Origin of the sequence: Pseudomonas sp. E45-MNA-CIBAN-0222 (genome assembly GCF_040310405.1) — a bacterium.
GTDB classification, from domain to species: domain Bacteria; phylum Pseudomonadota; class Gammaproteobacteria; order Pseudomonadales; family Pseudomonadaceae; genus Stutzerimonas; species Stutzerimonas stutzeri_AC.
The window spans coordinates 260,011-278,605 of record NZ_JBEOPU010000003.1 but is presented as its reverse complement, the minus strand read 5'-3'; the positions used below and the strand labels follow the sequence as shown (position 1 = coordinate 278,605).

General features: G+C 61.6%; 12 protein-coding genes and 2 pseudogenes. 6 read left to right on the top strand and 8 right to left on the bottom strand.

What is annotated here, in order from left to right:
- Positions 1–83 precede the first annotated feature (83 nt).
- The 3 genes from AAEZ08_RS06850 to AAEZ08_RS06840 all read right to left on the bottom strand — a co-directional run bounded on the left by AAEZ08_RS06850 (position 84) and on the right by AAEZ08_RS06840 (position 4,576).
- Complete coding sequence (locus AAEZ08_RS06850; RefSeq protein ID WP_500123949.1) at positions 84–2,177, bottom strand: molybdopterin-dependent oxidoreductase; 2,094 nt, start codon at positions 2,175–2,177, stop codon at positions 84–86.
- A gap of 129 nt (positions 2,178–2,306) precedes the next feature.
- Entirely contained in the window at positions 2,307–4,022 is a 1,716-nt protein-coding gene (gene recJ, locus AAEZ08_RS06845) for a single-stranded-DNA-specific exonuclease RecJ (protein WP_500123948.1), read from the bottom strand.
- Positions 4,023–4,048: 26 nt separating this feature from the next.
- On the bottom strand, positions 4,049–4,576 hold the full coding sequence (locus AAEZ08_RS06840) for a winged helix DNA-binding protein (RefSeq protein WP_500123947.1): 528 nt from the start codon (positions 4,574–4,576) through the stop codon (positions 4,049–4,051).
- A 192-nt stretch (positions 4,577–4,768) separates the two neighbouring features.
- Here AAEZ08_RS06840 and AAEZ08_RS06835 point away from each other — a divergent pair, with 192 nt between their 5' ends.
- The 4 genes from AAEZ08_RS06835 to AAEZ08_RS06820 all read left to right on the top strand — a co-directional run bounded on the left by AAEZ08_RS06835 (position 4,769) and on the right by AAEZ08_RS06820 (position 8,468).
- The gene (locus AAEZ08_RS06835) at positions 4,769–5,518 is read left to right on the top strand and encodes a 5-oxoprolinase subunit PxpA (protein WP_102819455.1); all 750 of its coding nucleotides are present in this window, start codon (positions 4,769–4,771) and stop codon (positions 5,516–5,518) included.
- Complete coding sequence (gene pxpB, locus AAEZ08_RS06830; protein ID WP_500123946.1) at positions 5,515–6,222, top strand: 5-oxoprolinase subunit PxpB; 708 nt, start codon at positions 5,515–5,517, stop codon at positions 6,220–6,222. The genes AAEZ08_RS06835 and pxpB overlap by 4 nt, the downstream gene beginning before the upstream one ends.
- A complete protein-coding gene (locus AAEZ08_RS06825; RefSeq protein ID WP_500123945.1) occupies positions 6,219–7,133 on the top strand; it encodes a 5-oxoprolinase subunit C family protein in 915 nt (304 codons plus the stop codon). Before pxpB ends, AAEZ08_RS06825 begins: the two co-directional genes overlap by 4 nt.
- 114 nt (positions 7,134–7,247) lie before the next feature.
- Positions 7,248–8,468 (top strand): NRAMP family divalent metal transporter, encoded by a 1,221-nt coding sequence (locus AAEZ08_RS06820; RefSeq protein ID WP_003283852.1) that lies wholly within the window; start codon positions 7,248–7,250, stop codon positions 8,466–8,468.
- Between the two features lie 42 nt (positions 8,469–8,510).
- Here AAEZ08_RS06820 and AAEZ08_RS06815 read toward each other — a convergent pair whose 3' ends face one another.
- Entirely contained in the window at positions 8,511–9,053 is a 543-nt protein-coding gene (locus tag AAEZ08_RS06815; RefSeq protein WP_003283854.1) for a YaeQ family protein, read from the bottom strand.
- A 176-nt stretch (positions 9,054–9,229) separates the two neighbouring features.
- On the opposite strand from AAEZ08_RS06815, the gene AAEZ08_RS06810 reads away from it, so the two are divergent.
- Positions 9,230–10,939, top strand: a complete 1,710-nt coding sequence (locus tag AAEZ08_RS06810; RefSeq protein WP_483030751.1) for a tetratricopeptide repeat protein — start codon at positions 9,230–9,232, stop codon at positions 10,937–10,939.
- A 22-nt stretch (positions 10,940–10,961) separates the two neighbouring features.
- Here the strand turns inward: AAEZ08_RS06810 and AAEZ08_RS06805 are convergent.
- A pseudogene (locus AAEZ08_RS06805) lies at positions 10,962–11,315 on the bottom strand (phospholipase D-like domain-containing protein); the annotation flags it as partial.
- A 56-nt stretch (positions 11,316–11,371) separates the two neighbouring features.
- Between AAEZ08_RS06805 and AAEZ08_RS06800 the strand changes: the two are divergent.
- Positions 11,372–12,400 (top strand): IS30-like element ISPsp7 family transposase, encoded by a 1,029-nt coding sequence (locus tag AAEZ08_RS06800; RefSeq protein ID WP_003283602.1) that lies wholly within the window; start codon positions 11,372–11,374, stop codon positions 12,398–12,400.
- Between the two features lie 31 nt (positions 12,401–12,431).
- Here the strand turns inward: AAEZ08_RS06800 and AAEZ08_RS06795 are convergent.
- From AAEZ08_RS06795 to AAEZ08_RS06785, 3 genes and pseudogenes are all read right to left on the bottom strand, one after another.
- Positions 12,432–12,770 (bottom strand): annotated as a pseudogene (locus AAEZ08_RS06795) (phospholipase D-like domain-containing protein); the annotation flags it as partial.
- Positions 12,771–12,785: 15 nt separating this feature from the next.
- Complete coding sequence (locus AAEZ08_RS06790; protein WP_500123977.1) at positions 12,786–13,280, bottom strand: rhomboid family intramembrane serine protease; 495 nt, start codon at positions 13,278–13,280, stop codon at positions 12,786–12,788.
- Positions 13,281–13,327: 47 nt separating this feature from the next.
- Positions 13,328–18,571 carry a DNA repair ATPase gene (locus tag AAEZ08_RS06785; protein WP_500123944.1) on the bottom strand — a complete coding sequence of 1,748 codons (5,244 nt, stop codon included), beginning with the start codon at positions 18,569–18,571 and terminating at the stop codon, positions 13,328–13,330.
- Between the last annotated feature and the right edge of the window lie 24 nt (positions 18,572–18,595).

Genomic DNA, 18,595 nt, shown 5'->3' with positions numbered 1-18,595 from the left:
TACTGTCGTGGATGCAAATTGGACATCCATCAGTAGAGACCGTTTCCAGGGTCATGCCCAGTTCAGAACTGGCGAAGCGGCGTTCAGGCGGCGCTGACCTGCACCGACACACCGTTGAGCGCCGCGTTGCCGGAGACGTCCAGCTCACGCTCATCGGTCAGGTCATTGCTGCTGACGCCCGGCTGCTGCCGCGCGATATCCAGTTGCACGCCAGGACGGGCGTGCCCCCAACCATGGGGCAGGCTGACCACGCCGGGCATCATTTCCTCGCTGGCCAGCGCCTCCACCTCGACCACGCCGACCCGCGAATGCACGCGCACCCGCTGACCATCCTGCAAAGTCCGAGCAGCCATGTCCGCAGGATTCATCAGCAGCTGATGACGCGGTTTGCCCTTCACCAGCCGCTGGTAGTTGTGCATCCAGGAATTGTTGCTGCGTACATGGCGACGGCCAATCAGCAACAGCTCGTCGACACCCGCCTGAGGCTGCGTGGCGAAACGCTGCAGATCGTCCAGCATCAGCGCCGGCGCGGCCTGGATGCGCTGGTTCGGCGTTTTCAGGCGCCGCGCCAGATTCGGCTTGAGCGGCCCTAGATCCAGCCCGTGGGGATAATCCTCCAGGGCGGCCAGGCTTAGCTTGCGCTCGGACTTGTCGCCGTATGGCCCATGGCGCAGCGCCAGGTCCATCATCTGCTGCGGCGGCATGGTCGGCTTGAGCTCGACACCCGCCCACGTGGCGTAGGCCTTGGCCAGCCCGATGAAGATTTCCCAGTCGTGCAGTGCACCCTCGGGTTTGGGCAGTACCGGCTGGTTAAAGCGGGTAACGTTGCGCACGGCAAGCAGATTGAATGTCGCGTCGTAATGATCGTGCTCCAGCGGCGCGGTGGGCGGCAGGATGAGGTCGGCGTAGCGGGTCGTCTCGTTGATGTAGAAGTCGACGCTGAACATGAACTCCAGCCCATCCAGCGCCTGCTCCAGCTTGCGCCCGTTGGGCGTTGAGAGCACCGGATTGCCGGCCACGGTAATCAGCGCACGCACCTGCCCTTCCCCGGGCTCAAGCATTTCCTCGGCCAGTGCCGCTACCGGCAGTTCGCCGCCGTACTCAGGCAACTGCGAAACCCGGCTGTGCCAGGCGGCAAAATGTCCACCGGTGGTGGTTTCCACCAGATCCACGGCCGGCTCGGTGCACAATGCGCCGCCGACCCGATCGAGATTGCCGGTGACCAGGTTGATCAGCTGCACCAGCCACTGGCAGAGCGTGCCGAAGGCCTGGGTCGAAACGCCCATACGTCCGTAGCAGACCGCCTTGTCCGCCGCCGCGAAATCCCGCGCCAGCTGGCGGATCTGCTCGGCCGGAACCCCGCAACGAGCGCTCATCGCTTCGGCGCTGAAGGCGGCGATTGAGGCCCGCACCTCCTCGATGCCATCCAGCGGGAGTTCGGTGGTACGTGTCAGGCCTTCCTCGAACAGAGTATTGAGCAGCCCGAACAGCAGCGCGGCGTCCTGTCCGGGGCGGACGAACAGGTGCTGATCGGCGATAGCCGCAGTCTCGCTACGGCGCGGGTCGACCACCACCAGCTTGCCTCCGCGGGCACGGATCGCCTTCAACCGTTTTTCCACGTCAGGCACGGTCATGATGCTGCCGTTGGACGCCAGCGGATTGCCCCCCAGGATCAACATGAAATCGGTGTGATCGATGTCCGGCACCGGCAGCAACAGGCCGTGGCCGTACATCAGATGGCTGGTCAGGTGATGCGGCAGCTGATCGACCGAGGTCGCGGAAAAGCGGTTGCGCGTTTTCAACAGGCCAAGGAAATAGTTGCTGTGGGTCATCAGCCCGTAGTTGTGCACGCTCGGGTTGCCCTGGTAGATGGCCACGGCATTGGCGCCGTGGCGCTCGCGGATCTCAACAAGGCGCTCGGCGATCAGTTCGTAGGCCTCCTCCCAGCTGATCGCCTGCCACTCATCACCGCAGCGACGCATCGGGTGGCGCAGCCGGTCAGGATCGTTCTGGATGTCCTGCAAGGCGACAGCCTTGGGACAGATATGGCCGCGACTGAAGCTGTCGAGGGGGTCGCCCTTGATCGAGAGGATTCGCTCGCCTTCGGTCTGGATAGTCAGACCACAGATGGCTTCGCACAGGTGACAGGCACGGTGATGGACGGTCGTGTCGCTCATTTCGGATTCCCGCATGGCGCTGTTGTTGTCCAGCCACTCTAGGCGCCATGGCAGCGGGCAACAATCAGACGTCTTGACGGGGAATGGCGCTGGATTCAGCCGGCCTATCATCGGCCGGCGAAGAGCCGGTCAGCGCGGAGCGATATGCGCCACCATCAGCTGCACGCTTTCCTGGCCGCGGTACTCGTTGACGTCCAGCTTGTAGGCCAGCTCGGCCCAACGCACCGTCGGGTTCGGCCAAATCTCGCTATCGATGTTGAAGGCGATGCCATCGAGGGTCAGCGAGCCGCATTCGCTCTTCAGCACAAGCTTGAGATGGCGCTCGCCGACGATGCGCTGCTGCACCAACTGGAACACACCGTGGAACATCGGCTCGGGAAAATGCTGGCCCCAGGGCCCGGCGTTGCGCAGCGCGCGGGCCAGTTCCAGGTGGAACTCCTCAACGCTGAGCTGGCCATCGGTGAGCAGCCGGCCGGTGAGATCGTCCTCGCACAGCTGGCGACGCACTTCGGCGTCGAACGCAGCGGCAAAGGCGCCAAAATTGGCTTGCGGCAACGATAGCCCGGCCGCCATGGCGTGCCCGCCGAACTTGCTGATCAGGCCGGGATGCTTGGCGGCGACCGCATCCAGCGCATCGCGGATATGAAAGCCCGGCACCGAGCGCGCCGAGCCCTTGAGCAGGCCATCGCCTGCATCGGCGAAGGCAATGGTCGGGCGGTGGTAGCGCTCCTTCAGGCGCGAAGCCAGGATGCCGATCACGCCCTGGTGCCAGTCCGCCTCGAACAGACACAGGCCGAACGGCAAGTCCTCCAGCGGCAGATCCTTGAGCTGCGCCAGCGCCTCGCGCTGCATGCCCTGCTCGATGCTCTTGCGGTCCTGATTGAGCTGATCGAGCTGGGTCGCCATGTCCCGTGCCAGGGCCTCGTCCTCGCAGAGCAGGCATTCGATGCCCAGCGACATGTCATCCAGCCGCCCGGCCGCGTTCAATCGCGGCCCGAGAATGAAGCCAAGGTCGGTGGAGGTGATGCGCCGATGGTCGCGCCCGGCGACCTCAAGGATCGCCCGCAGGCCCGCCCTCGCCCGCCCGGCGCGAATCCGCGCCAAGCCCTGATGCACCAGAATGCGGTTGTTGGCATCCAGCGGCACCACATCAGCGACGCTGCCCAGCGCCACCAGATCGAGCAGCTCGGCCAGGTTCGGCTCAGCCCAGCCCTGACGGACGAACCAGTCCAGCTCACGCAGGCGAGTGCGCAACGCCAGCAGCACATAGAAGATAACGCCGACCCCGGCGATGCACTTGCTGGGAAAGGCGCACTCAGGCTGATTGGGGTTGACGATGGCATCCGCCGCCGGCAGTTCGTGGCCCGGCAGGTGATGGTCGGTCACCAGCACCTTCAGCCCCGCCGCCTTTGCCGCCGCCACACCGTCGACGCTGGAAATCCCGTTGTCCACGGTCACCAGCAGATCGGGCTCGCGCTGCAAGGCAACGGCAACGATTTCAGGGGTCAGACCGTACCCGTACTCGAAGCGATTGGGCACCAGGTAATCGACGTGGGCAGCGCCAAGCTGTCGCAGGCCGAGCACGCCGACGGTGCTGGCGGTGGCGCCGTCTGCATCGAAATCGCCGACGAACAGGATGCGTTGACGCTTTTCCAGCGCCTCGACCAGCAGCTCCACCGCCGCATCAATGCCCCTGAGCTGCTTATAAGGGATCAGCCGTGCCAACCCCTTGTCCAGCTCTGCCGCGCTGGTCACGCCACGCGCCGCGTAGAGGCGCTGCAGCAGTGGCGGCATATCGCCAAGGTCGGGCAGCTGCTCGGGCAAGGGGCGGGGTTCGATACGCATGGGATTCCAGACTCGGTGAAGGTCGTTTACAGGGAGGTGGCGGCGCGAGCGGCCTGGTCGTACAGCCCGGACATGGCACGCAGCATGCCGGCCAGGCGGTGGATCTCATCGGGATCGATATTCAGATTCTCGAACGACGCGATCAGGCATTCGCGGCGGATGTCGGCGTATTCCTGGCAGAGCGCGCGGCCCTTTTCGGTGGTGCGATAGAACATTTCCTTGCCCTGCTTGGCACCTTCCACTAGGCCGAGTTTGCTCAGCTTCTTCAGCGCGTAGGTCACGGTGTGCGTGTCTTCCACGTTGAGCAGCAGGCAGATGTCCGCCTGTCGCTTGGCGCGGCCGCGACTGGTGAGGTTGTGCAGCACCATGACGTCCAGCGCGTTCATCTCCACCGTGCCGCAGGCCTGCATGCAACGCTCCATCCAGCGCATCAACGCGGCGCTGGCGACGATGATGCCGTACTCGAGCTCGGACAGTTCCTGGGACTGCTCGGCGAGGTGCGCCGAAGCGACGATCGAAGATCGCAACGGACGGGGGCTTTTGGCGTCAACCATCTTGAGTTCCTGATTGATGAAGCGGCAGCGCCGTTCGTATCGATGTGGCGGGCAAGGATACAGCAATGTCCGCTCAGGCACTTCAGACGGCCGACGGAAGAAATACGTTGATAATTTATCGATACTTTATCAGTGTATCGACCCTCAACGCCGCCGCAAACGCACCAGTCCATTTCGAAAGGAGCAGCCATCGTGAGTCGTCTCTTACTCAATTGCGATATAGGGGAAAGCTTCGGCGCCTGGACCATGGGCCTGGATGCCGAGGTGATGCCGTTCATCGATTGCGCCAATGTCGCCTGCGGCTTCCATGCGTCCGATCCGCAGATCATGCGGCGCACAGTGGCGTTGGCACGCGAACATGATGTGCGCATTGGCGCCCATCCGGCCTATCCGGATCTGGTCGGCTTCGGTCGGCGCTCCATGGCCTGCAGCCCGGCAGAAGTGGAGAACATGCTGCTCTATCAGATCGGCGCACTCGACGGCATCTGCCGCGCCGAAGGCACGCAGGTTCGCTACGTCAAACCCCACGGTGCGCTGTACAACGACATGATGCGCCAGCCCGACCTGCTGCGCGCGGTCATGAGCGCCATCAAGGCCTACAGCACCAATCTGCCGCTGATGCTGATGTCCACCCGCGACAACAGCACGAGCCAGGCGCTGGCGGAAGAAATGGGCATCACCCTGTGGTTTGAAGTGTTCGCCGACCGCGCCTACGACGCCGCCGGCATGCTTGTTTCGCGCAGCCTGCCAGGCGCCGTCCACCACGATGCAGATACCGTTGCCGACCAGGCGCTGCGCCTGGCCAAGGGTGAACCCCTGACAGCGAGCGATGGCAGTGCGCTGATTCTGCAGGCCAATACCCTCTGCGTGCACGGTGACAACGCCGGCTCGGTCGCCGCCGTCCAGCGCATCCGTCAGGCGCTGCAGGCGCTTCCCGCATGAAGCCACGGATCGAAGTGGTCGGCGTCGACAGCCTGTTGCTGCGCCTGTTCGATCAGATCGACGAGGACAATATGCCGTGGATGCTTGCCGCCACTCAGCGTGTGCGGGATGCGTTCGGCGGTGCCCTCATCGATCTCGTGCCCTCCTACACCACGCTGCTGGTGCATTACGACCTGACCCGGCTGAACGATCAGCAGGCCCGCCAGCATCTCCATCAGGTACTTGAAGGTCTTCAGTCGGCCGCTGCCGAAAGTGCTCGCCAGCACGATATACCGGTGTGGTACGACCCGAGCGTCGGCCCGGAACTGCAAGCGCTGGGCAAACGCAGCGGGCTCGGTGTAGCCGGCGTGATCGAGCAACACAGCGCGCATATCTATCAGGTATTCGCCCTGGGCTTCGCACCGGGCTTCGCCTTTCTCGGACTGGTGGACGAACGTCTGGCCAGCCCGCGCCTGGCCACACCGCGCAAGCAGGTGCCGGCGGGAAGTCTGGGCATCGCCGATCGGCAGACGGCGATCTATCCACTGGTTTCACCGGGCGGCTGGAATCTGATCGGGCGCAGCCCGGTTCGTCTGTTCGACCGCGAGCTCGACGGCTACAGCCTCTGGCAACCAGGGGACCGGGTGCGTTTTGTGCCCATCGAGCGCGCCGAATTCGTCCGCCTGGGCGGTGACGACAGCCCTTTCCAGGAGACTGCCGCATGAGCCTGCTTATCGAACGCGCCGGCGCACTGGCCAGCCTGCAGGACGGCGGCCGTATGGGCGTCCGCCACCTCGGCGTTACCCAGGGCGGGCCGGTGGACTGGGTGTCCCACAACTGGGCCAACTGGCTGCTTGGCAATCCGGTGCAGGCCGCGACGGTGGAAATCACGCTGGGGAATTTCAGCCTTCGCGCGCAAACCGATACCTGCCTGGCGATCTGCGGTGCCGATCTCGGCGCCGCGCTCGATGACGAAGCCATCGCACCGGGACGCAGCTTCGAGGTCCGTAAGGGTCAACTGCTTACCTTCACGCACCCAAAGCGAGGCGTTCGCGCCTATCTCGCTGCGCCAGGCGGCTTTCAGGCGACACCGGTATTGGGGAGCTGCGCCACGGTGCGGCGCGAGCAGCTTGGCGGCTTGACCGGTGACGGCCATGCGTTGACCGAGGGCAACCGCTTGCACTGGCTCGGCGGTGCTTCTGCCACTCCCCGGGAGTTGCCCGCGCAAACCGTCACCCCGCTTTCGAGCCCGAGCCTGGCGGTCGTGCTCGGTGCGCAGTTTGGCGATTTCAGCGGCCAGAGCCTGTTCGATGCCTTCAACAGCGACTGGACCGTCGATCAACGAGCCGATCGCATGGGCGTGCGCTTGCGCGGCCCCGTACTGCAAAGCGCACGCTCATCAATGATTTCCGAGGGCGTCCCACTCGGCGCGATCCAGGTTCCGGCCGATGGACAGCCGATCATCCTGCTCAACGACCGCCAGACGATCGGCGGCTATCCACGTCTCGGCGCGCTGACACCTGCAGCTGTGGCCCAGCTGGCGCAGTGCCTGCCCGGCACCTCGCTAAGGCTCAAACCGATCGCACTGGAGGCCGCGCAACGGGCGCATCGCGAACTGCTCGCACAGTGGCGGTAGTCACTCATAAGAAACCGCTGGCCAGCAGCCAGTTATTCCTACAAGAACAACATCGCCGGGTATGACCCGGGCGCATTTCTACCTGCCCCAACACCAAGAAAAAGAAGGTATCCAATGCAAGCCACACAAGCCGAACGCGGCACCCCCGCTCAGCGCAACGTCCTGCGCGGCGCCATTTTCATCATGGCCACCTCGTCCATCGGACCCGCGTTTCTGACCCAGACCTCGCTGTTCACCGAAAAATATCTGGCGAGTTTCGCCTTCGCGATCCTGATCTCGTTGCTCATCGACGTTGGTGCGCAGCTCAACATCTGGAGGGTGATCACCGTCGCCAACCTGCGTGGGCAGGACGTAGCCAACCGGGTGATACCCGGCGTCGGCCATCTGATATCGGCCTTCATCGTCCTTGGCGGCATCGCATTCAACATCGGCAATATCGGTGGCGCCGGATTGGCGATGAATGTGATCTTCGGCGTCCCGCCGATAATCGGCTCGCTGATCGCCGCGGTGCTGATCATCGGCATCTTCCTGCTACGCAACGCCAAGGGCGTGATGGATTCGGTGATGCAGGTGCTCGGCCTGGTAATGCTGTGCATGATCGGCTACGCCATGCTGCAGTCGAATCCACCGCTGCTCGAGGCGATGAGTCGCAGCTTCAATCCGGACGACCCATTGATCCTGCTGCTGCCGATCGTGACATTGGTGGGCGGCACGGTCGGCGGCTACATATCGTTTTCCGGTGGCCATCGCCTGGTAGAGGCCGGCATCACCGGTGTAGAGAATGTCAGGCTGGTAACCCGCGCGGCCGTGATCGGTATCGCCACCACCGGCGTCGTGCGCATCTGCCTGTTCCTCGCAGCCCTCGGTGTCGTCAGCCAGGGCCTGAGTCTCGACCCGAGCAACCCCGCTGCATCGGTGTTCTCCCACTCGATGGGCACCATCGGCTACAAGATCTTTGGCGTAGTGCTGCTGGCCGCTTCGGTTTCATCGGTGATCGGCGCCGCTTATACCAGTGTGACCTTCATGTACTCGCTGCATGACAGCATCCGCCGGCATAACCAGCGAGTCGTGATCGCCTTTATTGCCTGTTCGACGCTCATCTACAGCCTGGTCGGCCAGCCCGTGAAGGTTCTGGTGGTAGCGGGCACGCTGAATGCCCTGGTGCTGCCGCTGGCACTGGGCTGCATACTGCTCGCATCGCGCAAAACGAACATCGTCGGCGACGCCTACCGTCACCCCACCTGGATGCTGGTGTTCGGCATATTGGCCATGCTGGCCACGGCGGTCGGGGTGGTGATGTCGTTCAATGCGTTCGTGCAGTTCTGGCAGTCTTGATCGAGAGATCGTCGCGCCCTACAGGGCTGATCGGCGAGCGCCTCAGCCGCGTTCGCCGATCAACCACTCCAGAGGTATCTCATGCTGGCCGCGCTCATCGGTAATGAACATCGACCCTTCGCTGACCATTACGCTCCAGCTGATCGACCGCGGCAAGTCGCGCGAGACTGACTCCAGCGCCTCCTGCCCCACCGCTACAACGTTGATTTTCTTTAAACTGCGGACACTATCGAGCACCTTGGTCTGCCAGACCCGCAGGTTGCCATAGGCCACGAGACTGAAGCGCTCGGCACGGCGCGAACACCAGGTAATCCGCTCAGCATCCGGCTGGCCCACTTCGATCCAGTGCAGCACACGATCGTCCAGACTCTTTTCCCACAACGCGGGTTCATCAACATCCGACAGCCCGCGGCCAAAGGCCAACTGCTCGCCGTACCAGAGCACATAAGCAATCAGCCGCGCGACCATCCGCTCTTCAGTCTCCGATGGATGACGAGCCACGGTGAAGCGAAGATCCTGATAAACATGGCGATCGAGATCGGTGAGATTGATTTCAACTTTGTAAGGGGTGGCTTGCAGCGCCATGGCGGGCATCCGGCGAACGAAAGGCGAAGAGTCTACAGAATTATGGCGCCGTGAGCCCGAGAGAGACCAGGTTGGCATTTGGCAGGCCCCATCATTGCGCCCTTCCCTGCCCGGCCCTTATAAAGCGCCGCCTGGCCTGCCACGGGTCTTTTAAGAAGCAGAGAGAATGGATTCTCATGGAAGCATTTGTCGTCGTACTGGTGGTACTCATCGGGGTTTTCTTGATTATCGCCATCACTGGCGCTGACCCGAAGCCACATCGGATTCCCGTTGCTGATAGCTCAGCCCGCCTCACCCTTGAGGAGGTGGTGTGGATCAATCGCATCTCGACCCTACGCATTTTGGCCCCCGAAATGGCCATTGATTTGGCTGCACGGCTACAGGGCGATGCCTGGCAGGTGGCCAATGCATCGCTGTGCGCGACCCTGCTCGAGCTGAACCGTGAGGAAGAAGCGCTGGGGCTATATTCGTACCTCGACGCGCACCATCGCCGCGAAGCGCTAGCCAAGATGCTTTACCAGCTGATCGACGCAGGTGAAGCCGGAAGGGCACTGGAGCTGCTAAAGCGCACTGGCGATAAGCGCCCTAGCGATCCGCTGCTACGCATCCCATTGTTGCTTGCCGAGGGCGATCAGGACACAGCCAATAGCGAGCTCGAAACGTTCGCCACCACACCCAACCTGAGCGCACAGCAGTGGCTGGGCCTTGCGCGCCTGCAACGCCAGAGCGGCAAAGAGGATGCCGCACGGCATAGCCTCGCGCAGTTCTGGGCACTGCAGAAGACCGTTCCGGCTGAAGACATTGTCGGGTTGGAAATTCTTGCGCGGGAGTTGGCTTCCCTTGGCGATCTCCAACAGCTTCTGGAAATCTCCGATTCGCTTTCGCTGCAACGCAACAATCCCTTCATCGCCCCCATGATAGAAGCCGGCTGGCTCGCTCAAGCCCAGCAGCAGATCCAGCGACTGGATGCGAACTGGCGCGACGAACATTACGATCAATTGCTCGACGCCATGCTGCGACATCGCCAGCTTCGCGAGGCCGAGGCATTGCTGGAGGAGGTCGAAGAAGGCGCGCATGACGCCTTACTACTGAGGCTGGCCCAATGGTGGATTGACCAGGGCGCCGTGTCTGAAGCCGAGCGAGATGTGCAGCGCTTGTCCAGGCACGAAACACAGCGCATCAGCCTGTACTTGTCGCTATGGTCTCTTTATGAACAAAGCCAGCCAGACCTAGCCACCTCGATGCTTGGCCAGGCCGAGCGCTGGATCGAGTACCTACCAGAGGACACCGATCGCGATCACCTACGACTGCAGGTTCTGAATGCGCGCCTGACATTACAAAGCCGCCTGCCGGAGCGCCAACGCACCAGTTACGAAATTCGCCGCGCTCTGGAACAGATTCAGCGCTTGGCAGAACGTCAGCCTCTCTTCGACCGTGCATTCACCGACATACGCCACGCCCTTCTGCTACAGCGCCTGGATCGGCCGGCAGATGCGCGAAGCCTGCTAGACAATGTACGGGGCACGCTGGTCACCGACAACGCCCCAGAGGAAATCGAAGCGTTCGACATGGCCTTGCTACTCGATGACCTAGCCATCGCATACTTGCGTCTAGGAGATGTCGATGAAGCGGAGGGTCTAATCCGGAAAATACCTGGAGATATCAGCTATCCGTCGGACTGGGTCGACGCATTACTGGAGCAGGGCCTACTCGCCCACGCGGTCGATGGCCTTGGCTATCGAGACCTTTTCGACCCGCGCAACGGGCCTCAGCGCCTGCTGAAGAAACTCGACGCCGCAGCTACCGATGAAAGCCGCACGCTCAAGCAGCGCTTACTCGACAAGGTGTTCAGCGACGATTTCTGGCGGCAGCCCAACGCGGCTTGAAGAAGCTGACCAACTTTGGCGATTAACAATTCTCCGCGTAACGCGACCAGAGCGCCTCGAATTCGCGCGCGTAATCGGCCAGCAATTGTGGATGATCGATCACCAGCAGATTTTCCTCATTGCTGGTGGTCGCGCTACGGGTCCAGTTGAAACTGCCGTTGAGGAGCAGGCGCCCGTCAAATAGCGCGAACTTGTGATGCATGTGGTAGGGGCCGGAGTCGATACGCAACGGCACGCCCTTATCGCGCAACCACTGGATGTCGCTGCCCGCGTCATACTGTTTCTCGTTGTCGCTGATTACCCGCACCGTTACGCCCCGTAGGTGGCAGGCCAGAATCTCCTCACTGAGTTGATCATCGGAGATAGTGTAAACACAGGGCGGCGGCAAAAACTGAGTGCAACACCTGACCTTTCCGGTACGGTGCTGCCCCTATGTCTTATACCGAACTCAGCGTTGAAGAGCGCGCCACCATTCAAATCGGTCGTACCCAAGGCTTCAGCCTGCGCAGGATTGCCTGCTTGATCAACCGATCCCCTTCGACCATCAGCCGTGAGCTGCGCCGTAACCGAGGTGCTTGCGGTGGCTACTCGGCCCGCCTGGCCCAGCAGCAAATGCAGGCCCGCCGCCAGGTTTGTCGACCGATGCGAAAACTGTTGCCGGGTAGCGAGCGCTTCGAACTGGTGACCCATATGCTGCGTGAGCGTTTGTCTCCCGAGCAGATTGCCGGCAAGCTGCGCAGCATGAACATACCCAACCTGCGAGATGCCTACGTCTGTCGCGAGACGATCTACAACGCGATCTATGCCCTGCCAGTGGGTGAGCTGCGTAAGGAGCTGATCATCTGTCTGCGCCAAGGCAAGACGACGCGCCGGCCGCGCTCTGGTGGCGTGGATCGGCGCGGCCAGATCCCCGAGATGGTCAGTATTCATGTGCGCCCGCCGGAGATTGAAGACAGGCTGATGCCGGGGCATTGGGAAGGCGACCTCATCAAGGGTAAGGCCAACGCCTCGTCCGTCGGTACGCTGGTGGAACGCACCAGTGGCTACCTGATGTTGGTGAAGATGAACGACGCGACGGCGACTTCGGCACTGGAAGGCTTCAGCGCCGCGCTCAATAGCATGCCGCTGGAGATGCGCAAGAGCATGACTTACGACCAGGGCCGGGAGATGGCGCGACACGCCGAGATCACCCAAAGAACCGGCGTGGCGATCTACTTCTGCGACCCGCACAGCCCCTGGCAGCGCGGCAGCAACGAAAACATCAACGGCCTGATTCGCCAGTACTTGCCCAAGGGCACAGACCTGTCGGTACATAGCCAGGAGAAGCTGGACGCCATTGCGCTGCAACTGAACATGCGACCGCGCAAGCGCTTCGACTTCAAATGCCCCATCGAGGTGATGGGAGAGGTCATGCAAAATTCCATGGCAATGCGGCATGATGCTCCGGCTTCAATTCAATAACCGTGTTGCACTCAGCTCCTGCAACCGCCCAGATATCCACGCTCTTGCGCGCCTGCCGGCAGAGGTCGCGAATCTTGCGACGGCAGCTCTCGCCCGGACTGAAGTGTGCGCTGGCCTGCTCTACCCTGACTGGAGTGGAGCAGGAGTCGAGCGTCTTGATCACCTGCTCCAGCCATTTAAGCGCAGGCTCAACGTTCGCCGGCTCACGGCTAAGCTCGCGCACCAAGGCGAAAGCCCGATTACGCAGGAAGCGTATCTGGTCAACTGTCAGCTCGCTGCCCAGCTGACGCAACTCGTCGCGCTCTTCGTTGCTCAGGCGCAGATCAGCCAAGCTGTCGCGCAACTGTTGGTCAAGTCGATTGAAATCCACACAAAGTCCTTTTTGTCAGAGACGCCGGTTCCGCGACAGCACAGCGTAAAGCACGCCGCACGACGCACCGGCGAGATGGTATTCGAAGGAAACTCCGTCACGCGGCAACAGCCCGAACAGCCAGCCGCCATAAAACAGGAAGACAAGCCCAGCGAGCGCCAGGTCAAGCAGACTTCGATCGAGCCAGGCGCGGGCCAGCAATAACCCCCAAAAACCGAACAACCAGCCGCTTGCACCGATGTGCACGCCGATACGCCCAAAACACCACACCAGCACGCCGCTGCCGACGATGATGAAGAGGCTTGCCAGTACGAAATCGCGCCGCGAGCGCAGCAACACCAGTGCCCCAAGAATCATGAGGCCGCTGAGGTTGCTCAGCAGGTGCGCCCAGCCGCCGTGCAGCCAGGGCGCGATCAAAATGCCAGGCAGCGCCTGCACCTGACGCGGCACCAACCCCCATACATTCAGCGCACCGCCGGTAAAGCTGTTGACGAGCTGCACAAGCACCATGCCGCCGGCCAACACGGCCAGAAAGCGCAGCTCACCGAGCGCTCGCTTCACGGCACTCCATCGTGGGGTTCGACGTTGCGTTGCTCCTGGCCGAGATGTTCGCCAAGCTCACGCAGCTGAGCGGATATCTCCAGCATCCGATGGTGGGTACGCAAGTCGATATCGATCTTCTTATCCATGGTTTTGATCAGCGGCAGAAAACTGTTCTGCAGGCTGTCGGCCAGATTCTCCAGCAGCTTCTGTACGGCTGGCTGAGGCGGTGCGACGACTTCTACCTGCGGTCTTAGCCGGCCAAGATTATCCAGCCCGCTAATCAGTTGCTCCCAGGGAATACGCGCCTCATCACGGTCGGACTTGCCGATGCTCAGCCCGCGCACGCTTTCGACCAGATCGTTGAGCTGCGCGACTACGCGGCTCCCAACATCGGTGTCACTGCCGCCCATGGCCTTGTTGCGCATGAAGTCACGCTTGATCTGCGCCCAGCGCTCGGCCTGAGCGTTCGTCATATTGCCGCGCAGCTCAGCAAGCTTGAGCAGGTTTTCCTCGGCACCAGTGGTGAGCAACTGCGATTCACCCTGGTAATGGTCGGCGATCAGCTGCAACAGCTCTGCCTGGTTCATCACCGAACTGATCTTCTCAGCCATCTTGTTCATGTTGCGGTAACTGCCCTGCAACTTGAACGGCGGCTCGCTACGGTACTGGTCGGCCTGCGCGGCACTGACGATGTACTGCTGGTTGACCCTGCCGACGACATCGCGCACCTGCATCAAGCGTTCGAGCGTAGCGGTGATCTCGTTGATCTCGGCGGCGCTGTAGCTGTAGGACAGCTCATTGGCGGAGAACGGCTTGCCCTGGGCCTTGTCGACCAGCCGGTAGACATCGGCCATGTCGCGGGTAGCCAGCGGCGCCAGGATCGGATTGGAGGTCAACGCATTCTCGATATAGCTGAGGCTGAATGCTTCCTGCATGCCTCCGAGCGTATCGCCGAGGTTGTAGATATCCGCACGGTTGGCAAGCATGTCAGGGATTTTGAAGACGTCACCGGATTCGGTATAGGGGTTGCCGGACATGATCACGCAGAATTTCTTGCCACGCATGTCATAGGTTTTGGTCTTGCCCTTCCAGACGCCTTCGATACGCCGCGTACCGTCGCAAAGCGAGATGAATTTCTGCAGGAATTCTGGATGGGTGTGCTGGATGTCATCGACATACAGCATCACGTTGTTTCCCATCTCCAGAGCCAGATTGAGCTTCTCCAGCTCCTGGCGCGAAGTGGCATCGGGCGCTTGCGCAGGGTCCACCGAACGAACCTCGTGGCCCAACGCCGGGCCATTGATCTTCATGAAGATCAGCCCCAATCGATGGGCTACATATTCCATCAGGGTTGTCTTGCCGTAGCCAGGCGGCGAGATGAGCATCAAAAGCCCCATCAAATCGGTGCGCTTGTTCTCTCCTGCAGTGCCCATCTGCTTGGCGAGGTTGTCGCCAATGAACCCCAGATAAACGTCGTTTATCAGCTTGTTGCGCACGAAAGAACTCAGCGGCCGTGGCTTGAACTCGCTAAGGCGCAGCGCCTCACGCTCACGACCGATCACGTCCTGACGCAAGGCCTGATAACGCCGAAGTTGTGGCAGGAAGCGTCGGCGATGGTTCTCGAGCCGCTCGAAATAGTCATCCAGCGACAGCATTAGCTGCTGGCCTTCAATCCGTGGGTGGTCACCCATCAGCTCTTCAACAGCAAAGCGCAGATCCACTTCAGTGACCCGTCTACTCTGCCCCTCCGGCAAAAGAGCCAGCGCCACTGCTTCGGGGATGTAACGAGCAAGGTCGGACAGCTCGCCCTGATCGCAGAGTCCTTGCAACCAGTTGTCCACCAGCGCCCACCGTGCCGCTGGGCGACCCTGCAGTCGCTCCAATGTCTGCACATAGCCATCCCAGACACGTGCTGCTTCCAGCTTTGCCTGCAGCGAGCCGAGCAGTTGGCGCGCGTATTTGCTGAAGACGAATTCGATGCGTTCGCCAGCCAGCTCCTGGACCAGATAGCGCGCTGCGTCTATTGGCAGTCCGGACCGCAGCGTCATCCCTTCGTCGGCCGCAAACCGCTCAATCGCCGAAGCGATTTCCACTTCAAGTTGGTCGATCCCATCCCGGCGACCAAAAAGCTGCTGAATATGCCGACTGGTGCGGGCGCGCTCCGGCCACTCCAATGCAATGGCCTGACCCTCAACGCTGTTCCAGAAAAAACAGCCAGTGCCTCGCGCCATCGGCGTATGGCTAAGCAGCCCGGCGCTGTCGCGAAGCGGTAGCAGGCGCGCCAGGATCAGCGCCGCGTCGTGATCGTGGATACCCTTTTCGTAACCTTCCCGGTAACGAGGGGCGGCAAAATCTCGAATGCGTCTGCTCAGCGCCTCACGGTCGACGAGTAGCTGCTTGAGGCTATTGATATCCAGGCCGTCGTGTCCGGCATCCGCCGCGGCGAGCACTTCGCCGGCCAGGTACTCGGCGCGGTACAACGCTTCCGATTCCGACTCCAGCGACACCTGCCAGAATTCGCGTAACGCTTCGAGCTCGGGATCACGCAACGGCTCGAGAAAATCGGTCCCGGTGAGGTGCAGATACAGCTGATCACCACGGGGCAGCAGGGTCAGATCCAACTCCTGCGTGTTGACGCTAAAGCGGTGGCGCGGGCCCAGTCGGATGACGTTGCCACCGGCCTCGAACAGCTCGCTCTTGTCGCGCATCGCCCGCACCGCCTGGTCGCGGGCGCTCTTCAGGCGCGCCTCCACATCGTCTGCCTTGACGCTGTCCTTGAGGTCGCGCAGGCGCCCCACCATCTCACGCAGTTTGAGGATTAGCGGGTCGGCGGCAAAGAAGGCGTTGAGCTCCTCGGTCTGGTTCAGCCGGGCAGTACGGCGACCGAGGCTGTCGAGAATACGCGACGCAGCATCGAGCACGCCCTGGGCGCGGCGCTGGCGGTCATCAAGCAGGCTCTGCTTGTGCGCCTCGAAGGTCTCCAGCAACTCCTCACGCTTGCTCAGGATGTCGCCGAGGAACTGTTCGTGATCACCGAACTGGCTTTCCAGCTCCTCGAGCTGCACCAGCAGGCGTGAGAGCTGCTCGTCGCAGCGCTCCGGGTCCGATGCCTGGGCCAAAGCGTTGGGGATGCCCTGGCTAAACAATTTGAACTGAGCACCGAACTGGGCCACGGTTTCCGCCGAACCGAGTCCCTTGCGGCGCTGCTCCGCTCGCGCCTTAGCCTGATTGAGACGGGCATACACTTCCGAGATCGACTCGACGATGCGGGTGCGCTCGGTGGCGTCTTCGATCGACAACGACGCCATAAGACCGGAAAGCATGTCCAGGCCTGCAGCCATCTGCTGCATGCCGGCAAGGGGCTCATTGAGCTGAGTGACGGTTTCCGCCTTCTGTGCGGTGGCATCGAGTTCAACGAGCTCAACCAGGTAAGGTTCGAGCGCCGCATCGCTGGCCAGGAACCTCGAAGTCGCCAAACTGGCCCGCTCCTGTGCCTCGAGCAGTTCGGCCTCCATGGCATCGATGCGCGAGACATCGATATAGCGGTAGTCGCGAATGGTCAGTAGCTGGCCGCGCTGTGAGTTGATCGCGTTAAGCGCTTCGACGAACTGCTGCACCCTGTCCCAACTATCGGTCAGCAACCCGGAGAGCAGCGCCTTCTGCCGCGTTTGAGCTTCGGCCATCGCGCGGCTCGATTGCTGACGAATGCTCTCGACCTTCTCGAACTCATCGAGCACCAGCTCGCCGGTTGCTGCAATCTCGCGCAGCAGCAGCGCAAGCCCCTGGCACTGGGCATCGTCCAGCCAGTGGTAGGCATCGAACAGACGGCGGGTGTTCTGACAGAGCTGGGTATAACGCTGAACCGATATCTGCGGCGCGTCGATCTCGCGACTCAGATTGAACAGGTCGGATACGCCGCGCACCAACTCGGCATTGCCGATGCGCCCGAAAAACCCGCTGCGCGCAGGCTGCCGTGCGGCGAAGTCATCGGTACAGAACGGCGTCTGCCATATCTGCATCGGGTGGATGCGTGTGGGCTCACTGCCTTCGGCGGAAAAGATCACCATGCGGCCGTCTTCGAGCCGGGCATAGCCGTGACCGAAGATCGGATTCTGCAACTGGCGATCGATCATGTTGTAGGTAAATAACGCCGATCGCCCTTCTTCCGGATGGTAGAAGATGTACTGCACATCCTCACCGTTAGGCGAGCGCACCGCACGCTTGAAGCGCATGCCGTCCATCGATTGCTCGAACGCCTTGGACTCTCCGTTCTGCAGGTAGTAACCGCCAGGAAAGATGATTCCATGGTCCTCCGGCAACTGAACGCAGGCCAGTCCGATTGCATCAAGGCGCTCAACGGTGCGCGTCAGGCTGTTGAAGACCAGATAGCGCCACTGCTCTTCCCGATACGGCAGCACCTTGAGCAGGATCAGGCTACCGAGCCTGGCGTACTCGATCTGCGCATCGTCGAGGGACTGGGTCTTGTCCAGCACCGCCTCACGGTAGATGCCAAGGCCATCGTCGGTGTTGTTTTCCACCTTGACAGTCAGGTCGCCGCCAATGGTCTCGACGAACAGGGTGTCGAGGATATTCAGATGCGGATGGCGGCCGTTGACCACCATCTCACGAGAAGTCTTCTGCCATTCGAAATCGAATGGTTCCGGCAACGCGATATCGCGTTCACCGCGGTTGTCGATATACCGGACATCTCTGCCGTCATTGGAGATTGACCAGCGGAATACCCGGATGTCCGTGACTCGCTCGCCAATCTGGAAGCTTGCCAGCAGCTTGCCGTCGCGCACTATCAGCTGTAGCAAGCGGGTGTTCTTGTAGTACGTGTAGAGCTCGTTGAAGTCGTTTACGAAGCTGCTCTGGGCAAGAAAGCTGCCCTCAAGCGCCACGGCTTGGGCTTCGTAGCCCTCGGCCTGCTCGCTCAAGCGATAGAGCGAAAATACGTCCTCGACACGGGTTTCCTTCTTGAGCCCGAGAAAGACGTTGTAGCCAAACAGCAAGCTGTCGCCGACCTGGGCGATGTCACGTGCAGTGCAGTTATTCTCGGTACGGATACGGACGCGCTCCACCACCTCCATTCGGCTGCTACCGAAGGCCTCCAAGCGCTCTTCGTTCAGGCTCTCGGTGATATGCCGAAGACGTAACCCCTGCTCCTGCAGTCGCTTGTGCAGCACCTCGTAAGCACCGCCTTGCGCGACGGCTTTATCGAGAATGTCCTGGGTATTTTCGGCTTGGACGTCCGACATCATGGTCTTCCTTGAATCTATGCG